The organism is Pedobacter miscanthi (genome assembly GCF_003315595.1).
Classification (GTDB): Bacteria; Bacteroidota; Bacteroidia; order Sphingobacteriales; family Sphingobacteriaceae; genus Pedobacter; species Pedobacter miscanthi.
Window position 1 is genome coordinate 68,466 of sequence record NZ_QNQU01000016.1, and the last position, 21,572, is coordinate 90,037.

The 21,572-nt window shown below is 39.2% G+C and carries 17 protein-coding genes; 5 read left to right on the plus strand and 12 right to left on the minus strand.

Going from position 1 to position 21,572, the window contains the following annotated elements; translation table 11 throughout:
* The first annotated feature begins 199 nt into the window (after positions 1 to 199).
* A complete protein-coding gene (locus DRW42_RS18240; protein ID WP_113950262.1) occupies positions 200 to 1,231 on the plus strand; it encodes a polysaccharide deacetylase family protein in 1,032 nt (343 codons plus the stop codon).
* Positions 1,232 to 1,375: 144 nt separating this feature from the next.
* Here DRW42_RS18240 and DRW42_RS18245 read toward each other — a convergent pair whose 3' ends face one another.
* Positions 1,376 to 1,717 carry a DUF6370 family protein gene (locus DRW42_RS18245; protein WP_113950263.1) on the minus strand — a complete coding sequence of 114 codons (342 nt, stop codon included), beginning with the start codon at positions 1,715 to 1,717 and terminating at the stop codon, positions 1,376 to 1,378.
* A gap of 385 nt (positions 1,718 to 2,102) precedes the next feature.
* On the minus strand, positions 2,103 to 3,419 hold the full coding sequence (gene ahcY, locus DRW42_RS18250; protein ID WP_113950264.1) for an adenosylhomocysteinase: 1,317 nt from the start codon (positions 3,417 to 3,419) through the stop codon (positions 2,103 to 2,105).
* 142 nt (positions 3,420 to 3,561) lie between these two features.
* Here ahcY and DRW42_RS18255 point away from each other — a divergent pair, with 142 nt between their 5' ends.
* Both DRW42_RS18255 and DRW42_RS18260 read left to right on the plus strand, forming a co-directional pair.
* Complete coding sequence (locus DRW42_RS18255; RefSeq protein ID WP_113950265.1) at positions 3,562 to 3,795, plus strand: hypothetical protein; 234 nt, start codon at positions 3,562 to 3,564, stop codon at positions 3,793 to 3,795.
* A gap of 252 nt (positions 3,796 to 4,047) precedes the next feature.
* Entirely contained in the window at positions 4,048 to 4,476 is a 429-nt protein-coding gene (locus DRW42_RS18260) for a CBS domain-containing protein (RefSeq protein ID WP_113950266.1), read from the plus strand.
* Positions 4,477 to 4,526: 50 nt separating this feature from the next.
* On the opposite strand, the gene DRW42_RS18265 is transcribed toward DRW42_RS18260, so the two are convergent.
* Positions 4,527 to 4,916: a bactofilin family protein gene (locus DRW42_RS18265; protein WP_113950267.1), complete on the minus strand. Its 390-nt coding sequence runs from the start codon at positions 4,914 to 4,916 to the stop codon at positions 4,527 to 4,529.
* Between the two features lie 3 nt (positions 4,917 to 4,919).
* Positions 4,920 to 5,756: a M23 family metallopeptidase gene (locus DRW42_RS18270; RefSeq protein ID WP_113950268.1), complete on the minus strand. Its 837-nt coding sequence runs from the start codon at positions 5,754 to 5,756 to the stop codon at positions 4,920 to 4,922.
* A 184-nt stretch (positions 5,757 to 5,940) separates the two neighbouring features.
* Between DRW42_RS18270 and DRW42_RS18275 the strand changes: the two genes are divergently transcribed.
* On the plus strand, positions 5,941 to 6,693 hold the full coding sequence (locus tag DRW42_RS18275; protein WP_113950269.1) for a hypothetical protein: 753 nt from the start codon (positions 5,941 to 5,943) through the stop codon (positions 6,691 to 6,693).
* Positions 6,694 to 6,901: 208 nt separating this feature from the next.
* Here the strand turns inward: DRW42_RS18275 and DRW42_RS18280 are convergent, their stop codons facing one another.
* The 3 genes from DRW42_RS18280 to DRW42_RS18290 form a co-directional block, all read right to left on the minus strand.
* Positions 6,902 to 8,350, minus strand: coding sequence for a M20/M25/M40 family metallo-hydrolase (locus DRW42_RS18280; RefSeq protein WP_113950270.1), 1,449 nt, complete (start codon positions 8,348 to 8,350; stop codon positions 6,902 to 6,904).
* Between the two features lie 189 nt (positions 8,351 to 8,539).
* On the minus strand, positions 8,540 to 9,595 hold the full coding sequence (locus DRW42_RS18285; RefSeq protein ID WP_113950271.1) for a TerC family protein: 1,056 nt from the start codon (positions 9,593 to 9,595) through the stop codon (positions 8,540 to 8,542).
* Positions 9,595 to 10,566 (minus strand): polyprenyl synthetase family protein, encoded by a 972-nt coding sequence (locus tag DRW42_RS18290; protein ID WP_113950272.1) that lies wholly within the window; start codon positions 10,564 to 10,566, stop codon positions 9,595 to 9,597. Before DRW42_RS18290 ends, DRW42_RS18285 begins: the two co-directional genes overlap by 1 nt.
* Positions 10,567 to 10,856: 290 nt before the next feature.
* On the opposite strand from DRW42_RS18290, the gene DRW42_RS18295 reads away from it, so the two are divergent.
* The gene (locus DRW42_RS18295; protein WP_113950273.1) at positions 10,857 to 11,849 is read left to right on the plus strand and encodes an alpha/beta hydrolase; all 993 of its coding nucleotides are present in this window, start codon (positions 10,857 to 10,859) and stop codon (positions 11,847 to 11,849) included.
* A gap of 960 nt (positions 11,850 to 12,809) precedes the next feature.
* Here the strand turns inward: DRW42_RS18295 and DRW42_RS18310 are convergent.
* From DRW42_RS18310 to uvrA, 5 genes are all read right to left on the minus strand, one after another.
* Complete coding sequence (locus DRW42_RS18310; protein ID WP_113950276.1) at positions 12,810 to 13,778, minus strand: YpdA family putative bacillithiol disulfide reductase; 969 nt, start codon at positions 13,776 to 13,778, stop codon at positions 12,810 to 12,812.
* A 109-nt stretch (positions 13,779 to 13,887) separates the two neighbouring features.
* Positions 13,888 to 15,300 carry an MBL fold metallo-hydrolase gene (locus DRW42_RS18315; protein WP_113950277.1) on the minus strand — a complete coding sequence of 471 codons (1,413 nt, stop codon included), beginning with the start codon at positions 15,298 to 15,300 and terminating at the stop codon, positions 13,888 to 13,890.
* 391 nt (positions 15,301 to 15,691) lie between these two features.
* Positions 15,692 to 16,711 (minus strand): asparaginase, encoded by a 1,020-nt coding sequence (locus DRW42_RS18320; protein ID WP_113950278.1) that lies wholly within the window; start codon positions 16,709 to 16,711, stop codon positions 15,692 to 15,694.
* Positions 16,712 to 16,965: 254 nt separating this feature from the next.
* Positions 16,966 to 17,733: a TatD family hydrolase gene (locus DRW42_RS18325; protein WP_113950279.1), complete on the minus strand. Its 768-nt coding sequence runs from the start codon at positions 17,731 to 17,733 to the stop codon at positions 16,966 to 16,968.
* A gap of 80 nt (positions 17,734 to 17,813) precedes the next feature.
* Complete coding sequence (uvrA, locus tag DRW42_RS18330; RefSeq protein WP_113950280.1) at positions 17,814 to 20,741, minus strand: excinuclease ABC subunit UvrA; 2,928 nt, start codon at positions 20,739 to 20,741, stop codon at positions 17,814 to 17,816.
* Positions 20,742 to 21,572 lie beyond the last annotated feature (831 nt).

The window sequence follows — 21,572 nt, forward strand, 5'->3', positions numbered from 1 at the left end:
GCTAATGAACCTTATTAAGAAACGTTTTTCCCGACAAAGTAGATTACAACAAGCCATATTAATCCTTTTATCAGGAAGAATAAGAAGCCTATGAGGCCAACCCGCTTAAACCATAATTTTACCTTTTCTTTATTCATTGGGGATGTTTTGTAAAGATAAATGATTTGAATTAAATTAGAAAGATTTTAAATAAGGAAATATGAAGTTATCCAGGTCTTTACTCCTCACTGTATTTTTGTTATGTTTTCTAACGAATTTATCTTTTGCACAAAGTTTTGATGATATCAAAAAATACAAAGTGAATTATGCGCTGGCAAGGATTAGTAGTAAAACGCCAGTTAAGAATATTAGTCTCGACCCTAACAATATTGAAGGAATAGATGCATTTTTAGCGATCAGAAGTTTTACCTCCAATGATCAGAAATATATTCTCTTGGTTAATCCAAACAGTTTGGATACCAAAATAGATTTTGCCAATAAGTATGCTTTAAGCAGTTTACAATATTCGAATGTGCTGGCCATTTTTAAAAACACGGCATACATCAAATCGATCGAAGCCGCAGCGGCTAAGGATCTCCAGTTACAGAATGCAGGCATCGATCATGCCATTCCGAATGAAAAAGGCATCACGCTAACCATCGATCTTTGTCCATCGCATAAAGCTTTAGACCGGATTATTTTCGAATCTGTTTTTGATGAATTTAAAAAGATAGAACAACCGGCTCCTTTAGCAGTTTCAGTTTCGGGCAAATGGATATTGAAACATCAGGACGACCTTAACTGGCTGAAAAGTTTGGTAGAGAAAAAAGAACTCAACATTACCTGGGTAAACCATACCTACAATCACGAAGTGAATAAGCTACCCCTGGCCGAAAACTTTTTACTTGCGCCCGGTACCAATTTAGATGTAGAAGTGTTGGAGAATGAAAAACTGATGCTAAAAAATGGGTTAACACCTTCGGTATTTTTCCGTTTCCCGGGATTGGTATCGGATAAAACAATAGTAGAAAAGATTGAAGCTTATGGGCTAATCCCAGTTGGAAGCGATGCCTGGTTAGCCAAAGGACAGCAGCCAAACGCAGGTAGTATTGTACTGATCCACGGTAATGGAAACGAAGAAATTGGTGTGAAAGATTTTATACAGTTATTAAGAACGAAACAAGCTGATGTAAAGAATAAACAGTGGCTGCTTTTTGATTTGAGACAGGGTTTGGAAAAGGAATTTGAGTAATTACATTTTTAACCGCAAAGGACGCAGAAGGAAGATACGGAGCAAACAGAGAGGAAAGAAGACAAGAGGCAAAATGACCGCGAAGGCACGAAGACACAAAGATTTTCTTCCTAGTGTCTTTGTGCCTTAGTGGTTAATATATTACTACTTCTTAATCGGCAATAACTTTATTTCTTTTGCTTTAAAGCGGTTGTTTACAATTTCGCCGGTAACTTCGGCTTTGCTTACGGCATTGCAAAAGCCATGTTCGCCATGTGCATCACCAAAATCATCAATGCCTTTACCATCTACAAAATAAGTTTTGCCATCTATTTTAACTGCTAATTCGCAATCTTTACCTTTCATTTTAAACTGGCATTCGCCACAGGCAATATCTACCACCTGTTTGGTAATTACTTTTGCTGCTGCAGCTTTTTGAGGTGTGGTTTGGGCATTTACAGAAACTGAAAACAGACCTAGTAATACCGCAAATATTAACTTTTTCATCGTTTGTGTTTTTTCAAATATAACGAAACCTTACAGGTTTTAAAAACGGTGGGTTTCGCGTTAGGGATTGTAAGGGTTCAGTGCCCGATTCTTCATCGGCACCGAAGCGCAGCGCAGCCCTGAAAAGCCCGACCCTTTCCCGATTATTCATCGGGATTGGGGAACGCCCACATCAATATAATTAACTCTAAACAGATCCTGAAATAAATTCAGGATGACGTTATGTATTAAAAAACCTCACAGATTTTAAAAAACAATTAAAAACACCCCGTCCTGCGGACACCCCTCTGGGAGAGGGGAAATAAAAAAAGGGACATGCAAATCTGCACATCCCTTTTATATTTTGGGTTTTCAGTTAACTGCTAACTAAAAACTGCAAACTGAATTAGTACCTGTAAGTATCTGCTTTAAACGGACCTTCTACCGGTACGCCGATATAATCAGCCTGGTGCTGATCTAAAACATCTAACTCTACACCTATTTTTTCTAAGTGTAAACGTGCTACTTTTTCATCTAAATGCTTAGGTAAAGTATAAACTTTGTTTTCGTAAGCAGCAGTGTTAGTCCAAAGTTCTAACTGAGCCAAAGTTTGGTTGGTAAACGAGTTACTCATTACAAAACTTGGGTGACCGGTTGCACAGCCTAAGTTAACCAAACGACCTTCGGCTAAGATAATTACATCTTTACCATCAATGGTATATTTATCAACCTGAGGTTTAATTTCTACTTTAGTATCGCCATAAGCACCGTTTAACCATGCCATATCGATTTCGTTATCGAAGTGACCAATGTTACAAACAATCGCTTTATCTTTTAATGCCCTGAAGTGTTGCTCACGAACGATATCACAGTTACCTGTAGTGGTTACCACGATATCTGCTTCTTTAATTGCCGTATCTAAACGTTTAACTTCGTAACCTTCCATTGCAGCCTGTAAAGCACAGATCGGATCAATTTCAGTTACGATAACACGTACGCCTTGTGAGCTTAACGATTCTGCAGAACCTTTACCCACATCGCCATAACCGCAAACAACAGCCACTTTACCAGCCATCATTACATCGGTAGCACGACGGATTGCATCAACCAACGACTCACGACATCCGTATTTGTTATCGAATTTAGATTTGGTAACCGAATCGTTTACGTTAATTGCGGGTAAGTGCAAGGTTCCGTTTTTCATTCTTTCATACAAACGGTGAACACCGGTTGTAGTTTCTTCTGATAAACCTTTAATGGCTGCAATTAGCTCAGGATATTTATCAAAAACCATATTGGTTAAATCACCACCATCATCCAAAATCATGTTTAATGGTTGTTGCTCCGGACCGAAGTGTAAAGTTTGCTCAATACACCAGTCAAATTCTTCTTCGTTTAAACCTTTCCAGGCATAAACCTGAATACCCGCAGCAGCAATTGCAGCAGCAGCATGATCTTGTGTAGAGAAAATATTGCAAGATGACCAGGTAACTTCAGCACCAAGGGCCACCAATGTTTCGATTAAAACAGCCGTTTGGATGGTCATGTGCAGACAGCCTGCAATACGCGCACCTTTTAACGGTTGTGTTGGACCGAATTCTTTACGTAAACTCATTAAACCTGGCATCTCTGCTTCGGCTAATTCGATTTCTTTACGGCCCCATTCTGCCAGTGAAATGTCCTTAACTTTGTAAGGAATGTAAGTTGTCTCTACTGATGACATAATTATTTGTTTTTAAATGTGATGCAAAGTTACCACATCCCTTTGTCAAAGCCAAATAATTAAAAGAGCAAGCTGGTTTGAGGATTGTAAAATCTATTTGTTATTTTAGTAAGTGTCTTATTTATACCAGCAATAATTTTAAATGAATGTTGTAAATAAAATCCCAAATATCATTGGAGTAATTTTTGCCGTTTGGTTTTTGCTAACCTCATGGATCTGGACATACTGGGGAGCGTTATATATCTCCTATCCTGTTGGATTATTAAGCTTATTGATTCTTTTATTCTCTTCAAACCAATATGCCAAACAAACAATCAAAATTATTCTGATTGCCGGTTTTATCGTATCAGCCACAGCATTAATATTGGTTAGATAAAATTTATTTGAAAAGCAAAACCAGCATTTCTTAGGTTAGGTTCCGCCCTGCCATCCACTTTATCCCGATGAAAAAATCGGGATGCCCGTTTCTGTCAGGTTTAAATTATCCAGGCTTGTGCTATCATCCCAAAGAAGTCAAGTTTTACATGGCACGGTGCATATTAAAAACTTGACTTCTTTCAAAATCTTAAAATAAAACTTTGATATCCAGCTTATTATTTCTTAAATTGTTATAACCAAATTAACAATTATGAAAAGCGTAAAACATTTATTAGATACCAAACAAGCCATCATCATTTCGGTACCGGAAAATATTTCTGTTTTAGATGCCTTAAAGGTAATGACAGAAAAAAATATCAGCGCGGTATTGGTGATGGAAAATGAAAAGCTTCAGGGAATTTTTACGGAGCGCGATTATGCCCGGAAAATCATCCTTCAGGGGAAATCATCAAAAGATACCCTTATCAAAGAAGCCATGACAGCCAACCCCATTACCGTCAAGTTTAGCGACAGTATCGATCATTGTATGGAGCTGATGACTGATAAACACATCCGCCATTTACCAATTGTAGAAAGCGGTGAAGTAAAAGGGATGGTATCCATCGGGGATGTGGTTAAATTTATTATAGCTGATCAAAAACAGACCATTTCGCAATTGGAAAGTTATATTAGCGGGTAGTAATGGTATTGAATATAGTGGTTGATGAGTCACCAACCAATAGATAGTGCTTAAGCTTTTACCGCTACCTTTTCTTCAGTTTTACCAGCTTGGTGCATTTCGAGCTTTCCGTTGTACTGTGCACCCATTTCAATTTCAATTGCTTCTGTTTTAATGTCGCCGTTAACCTTGCCTGTCTTTTTTATTTCGAGGTTCTGGGCTTTCACATTCCCGTTAACCGTACCATAAATAATGGCAGAATCGGTTTGGATGTCGCCTTTAATCATCCCTTTTTCACCTAAAACAATGCCGCCCTCCACATTTACATTGCCAATTACCGTTCCATCTATCCTGATTACGGCTTTCCCTTTTAGCTCTCCGGTAATCGTAAAACCAAGGCCAATTAGGGTAGAAATTTCCTGTTGATTTAAATCTTTAATCTGGTTGTTTTTTTTGAACATGTTTTACAAGGTTAAAAAGGATCTTGGATTTACAACTTTGCCGTTTTGGTGTACTTCGTAATGCAAATGAGGCCCTGTAGAGCGTCCGGTTGAACCTACCTTACCAATATTATTGCCGGCAACAACGTTTTCACCTTCCTTAACCAAAATTTTGGAAAGGTGCCCATAATAGGTTTCAAAACCGTTGCCATGTTTAATTACAATACAATTGCCATAACCGCCACGTTTACCGGCAAAAATTACTTTTCCGTTTGCTGTGCTTTTAACCAGGTCGCCGTAACTGGCCCGGATATCTAATCCTTTATGTGTTTCTACATTTTCGCCTGTAAAGGGATTTTCGCGGTGACCGTAACCCGATGTAATGGTACCCAAATGCGGATATCCCATTGGTGTATAGGCCACATTGTAGGTAATTTTACTGAGGTAATTATCATAAAATTCGCTGATTTCCTCGCTCGATAAAACCTCGTCGCTTTCTTCTCCTCCTTCGTTACCCGTAAAAATCGGCTTCAAACCACGCGCTTTCAGGTATTTATTAATCGTCAGTAATTTTTTATCTATAGATTGGTAGTGTTTCTTCAGAGATGATGTGTCTATAACCGATAATTTGTCTTTACTCTTTAGCAGGGCCACTTCCAGCTTATTATTTACCAATTCGATATTGGCGTTGCTTCTGATCAGGTAAAATATACTCGCAACAAGTATTAAAAACAGGCTAAAAAGGCCAAAAATATATTTTTTCCAATGTATTACGTAAGCAGTAGGGACTTGTATGGGCTTACTCGAATTTTGGTTTTTATTTACAAAAATGACGGTTGTTTTGTTCCGTTTTCTGTTCATTTTTAAGCTGATTTTTTGTTTGGTAAGAAAACAAATATATGATTTACAACCACATGCGCCAAAACAAAGTGTAAATTTAACACTCTTAGGAATAAAAGATTAAGACGCCATAACATTGAATTAACATGTTGTTTAAATACCAACTAAAGCTTTTAATCAACTATATTAGTGATAAAATCATTAAATGAAAGCTCTTGTTTATCCGGCGTTAGCGATTATCATAAATTTTATCCTGTTTCAAAGCTTTCCGATGGCGGGTGGCGGGGCTAGTATAGGTGCCTTATTAACAATTCCTCTTATTGCAATCATTTCATTGGTGTGTTCGCTGATTCATTACGTATTGGAGCGAAAAAGGATAAAAACCAAATATTTTCAGTTATTTGCCATCATTGCAACTGTTTTAGTGAGTTACTTTTTATTTATTACTGATGAAGACAACACTCCTATTGATATTATTGGCCGGATGTTTAAAACAGCAAGAAATTATGATAAAATAATGCCTGTTGATTTTTATTTAAAAGATGTTTCGGCTAACCATGAAAAAATAATTGCTGCAAAGAAAAAATTCATGAATCAATTGCCAGATACTGCTTATGTAATTAATGTTTACAGGAGTATTGATTTTAAAACTGCAGAAAGTTTAGGCATTTATTATAAAAACGGGAAACCAAAAGCTGTAAATGAGAATGTTAAAATCAGGCAAATAAACAGAACGGCAATTATGCTAACAAGGATTGCAGGAAAGGATAGTTTAAGTTTTGTTCTATCGCCATTGGCAATAAAATTAGGCGAAAGCAGAATAAGCGGCTTCCCTGAAGAAAACCCAAAGGGTAAACCCGAAAATGATTTAAGGCTTGCAGGCATTACACCAATTAATAAAGCCATAACCTTGGATAATGAGTTTTTTGCCTACAAAGTGTTTTACTGGTTGCTTTAGCAGTTACTTACTACTATTCAGAGTAAATTAGCGTCATCTTGACCGAAACGCAGTGGAGAGATCTATCTCGAGACAGATTTCTTCACTCCGGCCGAAATGACGACTCAAATGAATAACGCATGAATCTAATCAGTGTAATCTGCAAATCTGTGTAATCAACCGCGAAGCGAAAAGGAGAAATCAATCCCGAAGAGAATCAACCCGTAGGTTACTTCCACCGCCACTCCCCTGCAATCGTCAACGGTTCTTTTAAGTTCTGCGATTCTAAGAAAGTCCTTAACTCTTCCTCTCCCTGTACGCCTACCGGGATTTTTGGCGTATTGGCGAGGGCATAAGTTAACATGGCACTGTAACGTACCGTATTTTTTAGTTGCTGCTCATCAACCAGTTTAAAACTATCGCCATCCGAATGGTAAAATGGTCCGGAGTTATTGGGTAATTTACCGCCAAAGCCGCCACCGGTAGGAATCCCCTCTAACATAAACGGTTGATGATCGCTATGCAAACCTGCACCTGCATTAAACAGGTTTTTAAAACCGGTATCTATTTTAACGATATCCGCTCCCCAGGCAGTAAAAAGCTCTTTCATTTCACTTCTTGAGGTAGAAAAACCTTTTGGATCGTTTGTCATATCGTAATTCAGCATAAACTTTACCTGGTTGAGGTTTTCATCTTTTTTAGCCTGATCGATATAAGCTTTTGATCCCAACAAACCCTGCTCCTCGCCCATAAACAATACAAATTCTACCGTTCGTTTGGTTTTTAAATTCAGCTTTTTGAAAGTACGGGCCATATCCATAATTGCGAAAGAACCAATTCCATTATCGATAGCACCCGTTGCCAAATCCCAGCTATCTAAATGTCCGCCGACCACAATTTTATCCTTCGGCAATTCAGTTCCCTTAAAAGTTGCTACTACATTGCGGGCTTTAATCAATCCAGAGAAATTAGTCATAGCGATATGTGCTGTTTGTGCCTGCAATTTAATTTTCTCTTTTAGTGCCATCCCATCTTCCAAACCAATACAAACTGCCGGGATCGGGATTAACTTGCCCGTTACCGAAGCGGTTCCGGTTAAAAGCACACCATCCTTTACCGTATTGATAATGATTACGCCAGTGGCACCATATTTTGTTGCTATTGCAGTTTTCTCCGAACGGTGCAATGATTTCGTTCCTGCCGGCGAACCTGGTAATACACCCAGATAAATCAAAGCAATTTTCCCTTTAAATTGTGCCGGATTGGCTTGATAATCTGCTTCCAGTCCGTTACCAGCATCAACAATTTCACCTGTAATGTTTGCATTTACCGGCGAATGGGCCAGCGTAACGGCTTTCATTTTCGTCAGGTTATTTTTATCAGCACCAATTTCAACACTAATGGTTTTCCGGGCCCAGCTTTCTACCTCAAAAGGCTGAAATTTAACGTCGCAACCGTAAGATTTTAATAAATCAAATGCATATTGCTCGGCTTTCGCGCCGTTTGCCGAACCTGTTAAACGGTGACCAATGGTTTCGGTTTCGTATTTAAGGGTTTGGTAAGCTTTTGAGTTTTGCTGTACATCGGTATTGATTTTTGCAAAAACATCGCCAAATTTATCCTGGGCATTGGCAAACAATGCCGTACAGAGCAGTGCGGTAGAGAAAAGGTATTTCATTAGGTTTAGTTTATCTGCTGAAAGTACAAATTTTCGGTAGATAATGGTAGCTGTAACGTATATTTTGCTTTACCTCCAACTCGTCATTTCGAGCGGAGTGCAATGCAGTCGAGAAATCTAGCTCGAGATAGATCTCTCTATTTCGCTACGCTTCAGTCGAGAGGACGTATTTTTTTGAATTGGAATAATTTACTTTTTAACATGTGCCTTTTTCTTTGGAAAAACCAAAGAAGCCACAATACTGATCACCAAAATGCTCAGAATCACAATCAGTGAATGTTCGGTGGTGAAACCCCACTTTTCAAGATAGGTATGCGCCAACATTTTCACTCCGATAAAGGCCAGTAAAAATGCTAATCCAGTTTTTAAATAATGAAATTTGTGGATAATATTTACCAGTAAAAAGAACATGGAACGTAAACCCATGATGGCAAAAATATTGGAGAAAAATACAATGTAAGGATCTTTGGTCACCGCAAAAATAGCCGGGATAGAATCGACTGCGAATAACAGATCGGTAAATTCTACAATCAACAGCACCAAAAACAAGGGTGTTACCATCCTTTTATGGTCTATTTTTACGAAAAAGTTTTTACCCTCATACTTTGGGTGAATGGAAAATATTTTGGAAGCCCATTTTACCACAGGGTGGTTTTTGGGGTCAATTTTATCATCTTCTTCTTTACTGAAGAACATTTTTATACCTGTAAACACTAAAAAAGCGCCGAAAATGTAAAGTATCCAGGTAAATTTGGTAATCAAAGCCGCGCCTACAAAAATGAAGATGAAACGCATGATAATGGCGCCCAGTATCCCCCAAAACAATACACGATGGTAATATTTTTCTTCAACCGCAAAAGCAGAGAAAATAAGCACAATTACAAAAATATTATCTACTGAAAGTGCATATTCAATTACGTAGCCGGTTAAAAACTCCAATCCGAGGTTTTGCTTATAAACCGCCAAACTTCCTTCAAAATCACCCGGAATGAGCTTAATATGGTGCTGGTGTTTGGTTACAATTTCCTGCAGATGGGCAAAATCCCTGATTCCATGCAGCTGATGCCCCTCTGTTAACAAGATAAAATAAAAACCGATGGCCAGCGCCACCATAATCAAACTCATTATTCCAGCTTGTTTTAAGCTCACAATATGCTCTTTCCTGCTAAAAAGACCTAAATCCAAAGCAAGGATTAATGCAATAAAAAGCAAAAAACCTAAGCTAAAAAGTAATTCGTTACCCATTATTTTTTACGTTCAGTGGTATACAGTACAAGCTGCTCTAAACCCGTTCGGGCTTCGCCTGCCTCAAAGCTGTGCAAAATGTCAAATGCTTCATTCTGGTAATCTAACATCTTCTGATTCGCATAATAAACACCTTCGTGGGCATTTACAAAATCAATAATCTGCTGAATTTTAACCGGATCGTCCTGATGGTTTTTCACCAGGTTAATCATTTTTTTGCGTTCCGTTTTTTCGGCCCTGTTCAAAGCATATATTAAAGGTAGCGTTACTTTCTTTTCTTTAATATCAATCCCAACGGGTTTACCAACATCATCTGTTCCAAAATCGAAGGTATCATCCTTAATCTGAAAGGCAATTCCAACTTTTTCGCCAAACAGGCGCATTTTTTCTATCGTTGCATCATCAGCACCTGCCGAGGCAGCACCCGCAGCACAGCACGAAGCAATTAATGAGGCAGTTTTCTGGCGGATCACATCGAAATATAAATCCTCCGAAATATCCATCCTCCGCACCTTTTCTACCTGTAACAACTCCCCCTCACTCATCTGTTTCACTGCCTCCGATACAATCTGTAACAAACGGTGCTCATTATTGTTTACCGAAAGCAACAATCCTTTGGCCAGCAAGTAATCGCCAACCAGAACCGCAATTTTATTTTTCCATAAAGCATTAATAGAGAAAAAGCCACGGCGCTCGTAGGCATTATCCACCACATCATCGTGTACCAAAGTTGCGGTATGTAAAAGTTCTACCAAAGCAGCCCCGCGATGGGTTGATTCGGTAATTCCGCCGCACAGTTTAGCCGCAAAAAATACGAACATCGGCCGCATTTGTTTGCCTTTTTGCTTTACAATATAATGGGTAATCCTATCTAGCAACGGTGCGTCGCTATGCATCGATTCCTTAAAGGTTTTTTCAAACGCTTTAATATCAGCAGCTATAGGTGTTTTTATCTGTTCGATTCCCGGCATTAAGTCGAAAAATTTTGATTGCAAACTTAAGCTAATTTCCCATAAAAAGGTAATCCGCCATCTTATTATTAAGGATTTGGAAAGCCAGGGGGCAGTAATTCATAACATCTTTCGTCCTGCTATTGCCCATAGTCCTCGCCCTCATGCTTCGGGCTGTGGGCTATTTGGCGCTATCAGGTTTAATCTGAGCGGTAAGTGCAGTTAACGCCCCTCAAAATGACAATTAATTCATCGAAAAAATTAGCTTTATTTAATTTCAAATTTTACATTTAAACCAATATTTACCGGGCATGAAAAAACGTTACAAAGTAATTATTGGTCTTTCGGCATTCATTGTTGCAGCTTATTTATTGGGGCCAAAACCCAAAAAACCGGTGTTTAATGAGGAACTCACAAAAGTCCCCGATCTGGAAGACCTTGATCATTATGTGGCCAGTATAGAATCTATGCACAAAATAAAGCCCGGCAATGAGGCCGAAATTGTGTGGGCCGACAGCATCCATCAGCAAACAGAATACGCCATTGTTTATTTACATGGTTTTTCGGCATCAAAAACAGAAGGTAACCCGGTACATATCAATTTAGCTAAAGCGCTACATGCCAATTTATACCTCGCGCGTTTAGCCGATCACGGGATAGATACCCTGGCACCCATGCAATATTTCACGGCCGACCGCCTTTGGGAAACCAGCAAACAGGCCTATGCCATTGGTAAAAAACTGGGCAAAAAAGTAATTTTAGTGGGTACTTCTACCGGTGGAACAGTGGCTTTAAAATTAGCGGCAACCTATCCAGAAATTAATAGTTTGATTTTAATGTCGCCAAATGTGGCTATAAATGATAAAAATGCCTGGCTTTTAAATAACCCATGGGGTTTACAGATTGCCCGCAGGGTAGTAGGCGGCGACGAACGCAAAGTAGACGACCGTACCGACGAATACAAAAAATACTGGTACACCAATTACCGGCTCGAATCGTTGGTTGAGTTGGAAGAATTTATCGAAAGCAGTATGCTCAAACCCACTTTTCAAAAAGTTAAGCAACCTGTGCTACTCCTCTATTATTATAAAAATGAACTGGAACAGGATCCGGTTGTTAAGGTAGATGCCATGCTGAAAATGTATGATGAACTGGGTACACCGGCTAGCTTAAAACAAAAAATAGCCATCCCAAATGCAGGTAACCACGTAATGGGATCATATATTACTTCTAAAGATTTACCGGGTGTAGAAAAGGCGATTGAGAGTTTTGTAGGAAGTATGTTGAAGGTTCCGGTTCAATAAAAGCGTCATCTCGACCGGAGCATAGCGAAGTGGAGAGATCTATCTAGACAGATTTCTCGACTACGTTGCACTACGCTCGAAATGACGACAATCAGTATATTTTTACTAAAAATTAATCTAAACCCCGCTCCATGAAAAACAAACCAATATTACAGGAAGTTTTATGGCTCTTAGGCTGTATGTCATTTACAATACTTACCGGTTTTGCTTTATTTGGAAAAACCATCTTTAGCGAATCAATTGATCTAAATCTACATGATACTTATTTTGTTATTGCAAATCAGCACTTTTTAATCTGGTTTTTTATTGTTTTTTCTTTTATACTCTATTTTATTAAAGAAAACAGGCATTCGTTCCATCGGAAATTGCCATTTGCTATCTTTTTAACTTTAGGATTAGGCTTAAGTTCAGTAATTATTAAGGTAAGTCCTTTTTTTTTTTTTTACCTGTGATGAGCAAAAATGAATGGAAAGTTTATCCTCCGTTATCCGTTCAGAATATACCTACGGATATTCTGCCAAAGGATACATCGCTTACTATTTTCTTAACGCCCATCAATTTTCTCATCTTATTTCAGATTATAGTTATCGCGTTAATGTTATTTGCGGCCTATAAATTTGGAAAACGCAAAGTTTTACAATAGAAATTTCAATTAAAACGATCATTCTCGGTCAGATAGGTATTGGGGCCACTACCATTAACAGACTTAATAAAAGGCTCGTCATTGCGAGGAGGAACGACGAAGCAATCTTACAACGATCGCTATAACCCATAGCTTTAAGATTGCTTCGCCGGCTGAAAAAGCCTTCTCGCAATGACGAATATGGCGGAATATCATTCCGAAATATTTCTTTTGTCATTAAATTGAGTTTTATTCAATAAATTATTCCTCGAAATGATGGAAACCCAGACTTACGAGGTTCCTCCCCCGCACTGCCCTTCTGAAACCTCGTAAGACACCTAACTCAAAATATTCTTCACGATGGTTTCGGCGTGTACCCTCGAGTTTTCGATAAAAAGTTTGTGTGTATCTAAACCACCGCAAACCACTCCGGCTAGGTACAAACCTTTTACGTTGGTTTCCATAGTTTCTTCGTTATAAACCGGGCATAACGTTTCGGGTAAGTCGATACCAAATTTTCTTAACATCGAAAAATCCGGCTGATAACCCGTCATGGCGATCACAAAATCATTTGGAATGGTTTTTATCCCTTCCGGGGTTTTAATATCCACTTCACCTTCTCTTATTTCAACAAGTTCCGAATTGAAAAGGGCAGTAACTTCGCCTTCTTTAATCCTGTTCTGTATATCGGGACGAACCCAGTATTTAACATGCGGACCAAGTTCGCCACTCCTCACCACCATGGTTACATTTGCCCCTTTGCGGTAAGTTTCTAATGCGGCATCAACACCCGAATTATTGGCGCCAACCACCACTACATTCTGGAAAGCATATAAATGTGGATCTTTATAATAGTGTGTTACTTTTGGTAAATCTTCTCCCGGAACATTCATTAGCAAAGGCACATCATAAAAACCTGTGGCCACAATCACATTACCGGCCGTATAATTGGTTTTAGAAGTATTAATTTCAAAAACACCCTCATCATTCTTAACCACCTGTTGCACCCGTTCGAAAAGCTTGATATTTAAATCAAATTTTTCGGCCACACGGCGATAATATTCTACGGCTTCGTTACGGTTGGGTTTGGGGCTGATGGTTACAAAAGGCACTCCCCCAATTTCCAACTTTTGCGAAGTAGAAAAGAAAGTCATAAATACCGGGTAGTTGAACAAACTATTTACTAATGCACCTTTTTCTATAATCACATAGCTAAGGTTTGCCTTTTGAGCTTCAATTGCACAGGCCATCCCTATGGGGCCGGCACCTATAATTAATACGTCGAAGTGATTTTGATTTTCAGACATCTAGATGTTTTAAAAGATGATCGTCATCTCGATCGGATCAGAGAGACCTGTCTCGATAGATTTCTCGACTACGTTGCACTTCGCTCGAAAGGACGATCCCTTGTAATTATTAAACTTTCATTGCTTTACTTGGGCAGGCGAAATCGGTTCTTTTTAAACCGGTATTTTTTATTGCACCATAACCACCGGCCACATCAATTACATTTTCTACTCCACGCGATTTTAAAATAGAGGCTGCAATCATCGATCGGTAACCACCGGCACAATGAATATAATAGGTAGATTTTGGGTTGATTTCACCAGTCCACTCATTAATAAAATCCAATGGGCGACTAAGGGTAAATTCAAGGTGTTCTGATTCGTATTCACCTGGTTTACGCACATCTAATGCAGTTATGTCTTCATTTGATGCAGCCTGTTCAAAAGCTTCTGCAGAAATAGACTCGATGGTATCGATTTCTTTTCCCGTTGCTGTCCAGTTTTCGAAACCACCCTCCAGGTAACCAATGGTACTATCATAACCCACACGGGTTAAACGGGTAATGGTTTCTTCTTCTTTCCCCTGGTCAGTAATCAATAAAATCGGCTGTTGCAGATCGGTAATCAAAGCTCCAACCCATGGTGCAAACTGTCCGTTTAAACCAATATTGATCGAATTTGGGATAAAACCTTTTGCAAAAACCTGCGGATCGCGGGTATCAAGCATAATGGCGCCGGTTTGGTTCGCCAGATCTTCAAACTGTTGTGGCGTTAAGGCATTTAAACCTTTCTCGTAAACTTCATCAATGCTTTCTACCCCACCTTTATTAATGGCAGCATTTTTTGCAAAATATTGTGGCGGAGGCAAAATACCATCTGTTACTTCGGCAATAAACTGTTCTTTTGTTTCGGCCTTTAAAGCATAATTTACCTGTTTCTGGTGTCCAAGTGTATCAAAAGTTTCTTTACTCATGCTTTTACCACAGGCCGAACCCGCACCATGCGCAGGATAAACAATTACATCATCAGCCAAAGGCTTTATCTTTTCATTTAACGAATCGTAAAGCATTCCGGCTAAATCATCCATGGTTAAATGGCCTTTTTGTGCTAAATCTGGTCGGCCTACATCACCGATAAATAAAGTATCGCCACTAAAAATGCAATGGTCTTTCCCATTTTCATCGGTTAACAGATAAGTTGTCGACTCTAAAGTATGGCCTGGTGTATGTAGTGCAGTTATGGTGAGCTTGCCGATTTTAAACTGCTCGCCATCTTTGGCGATATGCGATTTAAATTCAGTTTTGGCGGTTGGTCCATATATAATTTCCGCTCCAGATTTTTCTGCCAGATCAACATGGCCCGAAACAAAATCGGCATGAAAATGCGTTTCGAAAATATATTTAATGGTGGCGCCGGCTTTTTCAGCTTTTTTTAAGTAAGTAGCAACTTCTCTTAAAGGATCAATAATTGCAGCTTCGCCATCACTTTCGATGTAATAAGCGGCTTCTGCCAGGCAACCTGTATATATTTGTTCTATTTTCATGTTTAATAAGTATCAAGTATGGAGAAATGAGTATCAAGACACAACCTTATGCCTTAAACCTTTCGCCTTACCCTTCTATAGCAAAAATAGGGCTAAATAGTTATAACCGAAATGATGTTAGTCATAATTGCAGAAGTTTTACTTAATATCTCGTGATTAGACCTCGCAGGTTTGGCAAACCTGCGAGGTCTGGGGGAAACTTAAAAACAAAATGCGCAAACTGTCAACCGCCAACTGATTCGGGCGTTCCCCTAAAGGGTCGGGCTTTTCAGGGCTGCGCTTCGCTCCGGTACCGATGAAGGATCGGCACTAAACCCTTACAATCCCTAACGCAAAACCCACCGTATAAAAAAAACCTCGCAGGTTTTAAAAACCTGCGAGGTTTGCTACACTAATCCTTCGTCAATTCGCCTCTCAGTGGCTCTTCCATCAGTTTACGGCTTTCCTCAATTGATAAGCCCAGTCCCATTACGAACATCAGTTTGGTTACGGTAGCTTCGAAAGTTAAATCATAACCGCTTAAAACGCCCATTTTTAACAGCTCCCTACTGGTTTCGTAACGGCCCAATTGTACAGAACCTTTTTTACACTGAGAAATATCGATAATGATTTTTCCGTTTAAAATGGCCTGGCGCAAACTATCTATAAACCATTCGGCAGTACTGGTATTGCCTGAGCCAAAGGTTTCTAAAATAATGGCATCAACTTTCGAATCAGTAATGGCCTGAACGGCCTGTGGTGTAATACCCGGATATAATTTTAACACACCGATGTTCGAATTAAAATTGGTATGTAATTTCAATTTGCCGCCGGTTGCTTTTAAGATATAATTTCGGTGGAATTGCAAGTGAACTCCGGCTTCGGCAAGTACGGGGTAATTTGGTGAGCGGAAAGCCTCAAACTTTTCGCTATTGTATTTAATAGATCGGTTTCCCCTGAATAATTGTGCATCAAAATAAATGGAAACCTCAGGAAATAATGCTTTGCCATCTTCTTTGGTGGCGGCAATTTCTAATGCGGTAATTAAATTTTCTTTTGCATCTGTCCTGATTTCGCCAATAGGCAGTTGCGATCCGGTTAAAACAACCGGTTTATCGAGGTTTTCGAGCATAAAACTCAATGCCGAAGCGGTAAAGGCCATGGTATCCGATCCGTGAAGGATCACAAATCCATCGTATTGGTCATATTTATGGTAAACCAATTCGGCCAGTGTTTTCCATATTTCAGGATCCATATTGGATGAATCCAGCACCGGATTAAAAGAATGTACATCTAACTGATAATCTAAACGGCCCAGTTCGGGTACGTTTTCTTTGATCTGCTCGAAATCAAACGGAACCAACATTCCGTTTGTAGGGTCGTTAACCATACCGATGGTACCACCGGTATAGATAATAAGTATTTTGGTCATTTGGTTTAGTGAAGGTTGCTCACCACAAAGAAACTAAAAATTTAGAAATGATCGGGAATGATTTTCAAAATAGCAATAAAAAAGCTAAAAAACGTTAATATTTTACCAAAATAATAAAATTATAGGCTATATTTTGAAATAATAGAAATCAACAATATCATTATCCTGCATTAGAAATACCTCAGCAGATTTCTCCATTACGCTACGCTCCAGTCGAAATGACGACAGACCTAAACCCGATTAAGGATTCAATCCTAAACTCCAAAAATCTTTTTCGAATTTTCAGTGGTTACATTTGCAATTTCTTCAACAGAAACACCATAAATATCGGCCAGCTTCTGGGCGATGTAAACTAGGTAACTGCTCTCGTTCGGCTTGCCACGGAATGGAACAGGTGCTAAATAAGGCGAATCGGTTTCTAAAACCAGGTTATTTAAAGGAATATCTGCCAATACCAGGTCCAAACCTGCTTTTTTATAGGTTACCACCCCGCCAATGCCCAAATAAAAATTTAGATCAATAGCCTGTTTGGCCTGAGCCAGGTTACCAGTAAAGCAATGGAATATACCACGTAGTTTTTCGTCGCGTTCACTTTCCAATACTTCAAAAACTTCATCAAAAGCCTCTCTACAGTGAATTACAATCGGCAAGCCCAAATCTTTTGCCCAGGTAATCTGTTGATGAAAGGCATCCTGCTGAATGGCCAATGTAGTTTTATCCCAATACAGATCAATCCCGATTTCGCCAATGGCATAAATTTTCCGTCCGGCAATACTTTTGTAGATCTCGTCTAGCAGCGTCAGATAATCTTCTTTTACGTCGCAGGGATGCAAACCGGCCATTGCAAAACAGTTTTGAGGATATTTCGCCACCAGGTCATCAATCATCACAATTGATTTTACATCAACATTGGGCAAAAACAAACGGTTCACGTCACTTTCAAAACAGCGCTCCATTAACTGCGCCTGTTTTTCGGCATCCTGCTCGTAATATAAATGGGTATGGGTATCGGTGAAAATCATTTTTTATGGAAAATGTAAAATGGATAATGGATTAGACAATTAAACCTCCGACTTCGGTCTTTCGGACCTCCGACTTCAAACTACTTTTTCTTTTTAGCTGTGCTTTTCTTAGGCGTTTTAACTTCTGACTCCAGACTTCTGACCTCGGACTTTCCGTTCTGAGGACTCCACTCCATTTCCTTTTTCAAAAATTTTCCGGTTAAACTGATCGGGTTCTGGATCAAACCTTCAGGTGTGCCTTCGAACAAAATCCTTCCGCCGCCTGCGCCACCTTCTTCACCTAAATCGATTACCCAATCGGCAACTTTAACTACGTCTAAATTATGTTCGATCACCAAAATGGTATTTCCTTTATCAACCAGTTCCTGCAATACGCCCAAAAGCACATTAATATCTTCAAAATGAAGTCCGGTTGTAGGCTCATCCAAAATATAAAAGGTTTTCCCGGTATCTTTTTTCGAAAGTTCGGTTGCCAGTTTTACACGCTGCGCCTCCCCTCCTGATAAAGTAACCGACGATTGGCCCAAAGTGATATAACCCAAACCAACATCTTTTAAGGTTTTGATTTTTCTATAAATGATCGGAATATTCTCGAAGAAAGTACAGGCATCTTCAATACTCATATCCAACACATCACTGATGGATTTTCCACGGAAACGAACTTCCAAAGTCTCTCTGTTATATCTTCTTCCGCCACATTCTTCGCAAGGTACCTGTACATCGGGCAAAAAGTTCATTTCGATTACCTTTAAACCTGCACCCTGACAGGTTTCGCAACGGCCACCTTTTACATTGAAAGAGAAACGGCCGGGTTTGTAACCACGGATTTTCGCTTCGGGCAACTGAACAAACAAATTCCTGATATCAGAGAAAACCCCGGTATAGGTAGAAGGATTAGAACGCGGAGTTCTACCAATCGGCGCCTGATCAATTTCGATTACTTTATCAATTTCTTTTAAACCATTGATTTTTTCGTAAGGCAAAGGTGTTTTTTTAGCCCTGAAGAAATGGTGATTTAAAATCGGGTATAAAGTTTCGGTAATCAAACTCGACTTACCACTACCCGAAACACCGGTTACCGCAATAAATTTACCTAAAGGAAAATCAACCGAAACCTCTTTTAAATTATGTCCGGTTGCTTTAATAAGCGATAGTTTATGTCCATTGCCTTTCCTGCGGACTTTTGGCGTTTCGATCTGTTTTTTACCATTTAGATAATCTGCGGTTAGCGTATTCGATTTCAGAATCTGTGCAGCAGTTCCTTCGGCTACAACCGTACCACCATGGATACCGGCACCCGGCCCCACATCAATTACCCAATCGGCCTCCAAAATCATATCCTTATCATGTTCTACCACCAAAACGGTATTTCCAAGATCGCGGAGATTTTTAAGCGCATTGATCAAACGTTCGTTATCACGCTGGTGCAAACCGATACTCGGTTCATCGAGGATGTACATTACATTCATCAACTGCGAACCAATCTGTGTGGCCAAACGGATACGCTGTGCCTCGCCACCTGAAAGTGTGCGGGCAGTTCTATCCAAAGTTAAATAAGTTAAACCCACATCGGTTAAGAAGCCGATCCTCGCTTTAATCTCTTTTAAAATCTCTTTGGCAATAATATTCTGACGATCAGACAAACGTTCATCAACTTTTTCGAACCACTGATGAAGGTTATTGATATCCATTGATGAAAGTTCGAAGATGTTTTTGCCATCCACTTTAAAATGCAAACTTTCTTTTTTCAAACGGGCACCATGACACTCCGGACAGGTTTTCAGTTTCCTGAATTCGTCCATATCATCAGATGCGGATTCGCTTCTTTTCTCGTTCTGCTCTTCGAGCATTTTAATAATACCATCGAAAGTGATATTATAATTCTGAACGTTCCATTTATTGTATTCTACTTCAACCTTGATCAGGTCGGGCGAACCGTTTAAGATAATGTTGATTACCTCGTCGCTTAATTTCTCTATCGGGGTAGAAAGTGAGAAGCTGTATTTTTTAGCCAGCGCTTTTAACACTTGGAACATCCAGATATCGCGGTATTCGCCCAAAGGTGCCAAACCACCATTTAAGATACTCAATTTGGGGTTCGGAATCACCGATTCTTTATCCACCACGAAAATATAGCCCAAACCATCGCAACGCTCGCAGGCACCATAAGGCGAGTTGAACGAAAAGCTGTTGGGTTGTGGTTCATCATAAGAAATACCCGTAGTTGGGCACATCAAAAACTTACTAAAGTGGGCTACGTTATTATCCTTATCGCTGATTTTGATTACGCCTTTACCCATTTTCATCGCGGTTTGTAACGAATCGAGCAGGCGTTTTTTATCTTTTACATCAATGATCAGGCGATCGATTACCACTTCAATATCGTGAATTTTATAACGATCCACCTGCATTTTAGCGGTGATATCCTTAATCTCGCCGTCTACACGCACTTTTACATAACCCTGTTTGCGGATTTGCTCAAAAAGTTCGCGGTAGTGCCCTTTTCTACCTTTAACCACCGGTGCGAGGATATTTACGGCAACTCCATCAAATTTATTAAAGATATTCTGCAGAATCTGATCTTCACTCATGCGTTCCATTTTTTCGCCGGTATTGTACGAATAGGCATCGGCCACACGGGCGTAGAGCAAACGCATAAAATCGTAAATTTCGGTAATGGTACCCACGGTTGAGCGCGGATTTTTACTGGTGGTTTTCTGCTCAATGGCAATAACCGGACTTAATCCTGAAACTTTATCTACATCCGGGCGCTCCATCCCCCCCATAAACTGGCGGCTGTATGCGCTAAATGTTTCCATATAACGGCGCTGACCTTCGGCATAAATGGTATCAAAAGCCAATGATGATTTACCGCTACCACTTAAACCCGTGATTACCACAAGTTCGTTGCGCGGAAAACTAACATCTATATTCTTTAAATTATGTACCCTCGCACCATATACTTCTACATCTTTTTGCTCGCCGAGGTCGATAGATTTATTGCTCATATTTTATTTAAAGTTGGGGCAAAAACTGAGTCTCAAAAAAGACTGAATTTCAATCCGCAAAAATGCTAAAAATTTTATCAAAATGAAAGTCTAATGCAATCTGTATTAAGGATTAAATGTCATAATATCCACAATCATTTACACAAAAATTTCACGTTATAAACAACACGCTTAATACAGCAAGTGTTTTTATGTCCGTTCGATTAATAGAGATAAATATTTAATTATTGAGCAGCTAATATATTATGGATTTGTTTAGCTAATCGCATCGTAATAAAAACCACGATTATGCTCAATATATTAAAATCTAAACTATTCATATCTACATTGTTTTTATGTGCAATTGCAGGCATTTATTATTGTTATGCCCATGTTTCAGATCAAGATAGATATGAAATTATGAATGAAATTGACAGGGACAACAATTTGGGCTGGGATAAAATCTGCTCCACTTACCAAAGATTTGAGACATTTGAAAACGACCTAGGCACATTTTCACTTATAGATCGAGTTTCGGTATATTTTCAAAAAACGATTCCCTATAGGGATACAATTAAGCCGAACAAAATCAAATATTATTCGAGAAGAACAAAATCGTTCCAATACGCCGAAATCATCAAAAACTGCGATCAGGAACATCTTATAATTTATAAGATATCTTACCCCATCATTTCAGCAGACCATAAAACGGTTATGATTACCATTACACAAGATTGTAATTGTTTGTTGGGTGGCCAGGGCGGAACCTACATTTTTAAAAAAATAAACAAGAGGTGGAAATTAACCGGTTCCAATAACAGCTGGATAAGCTGACCATACCTATTACCTAGA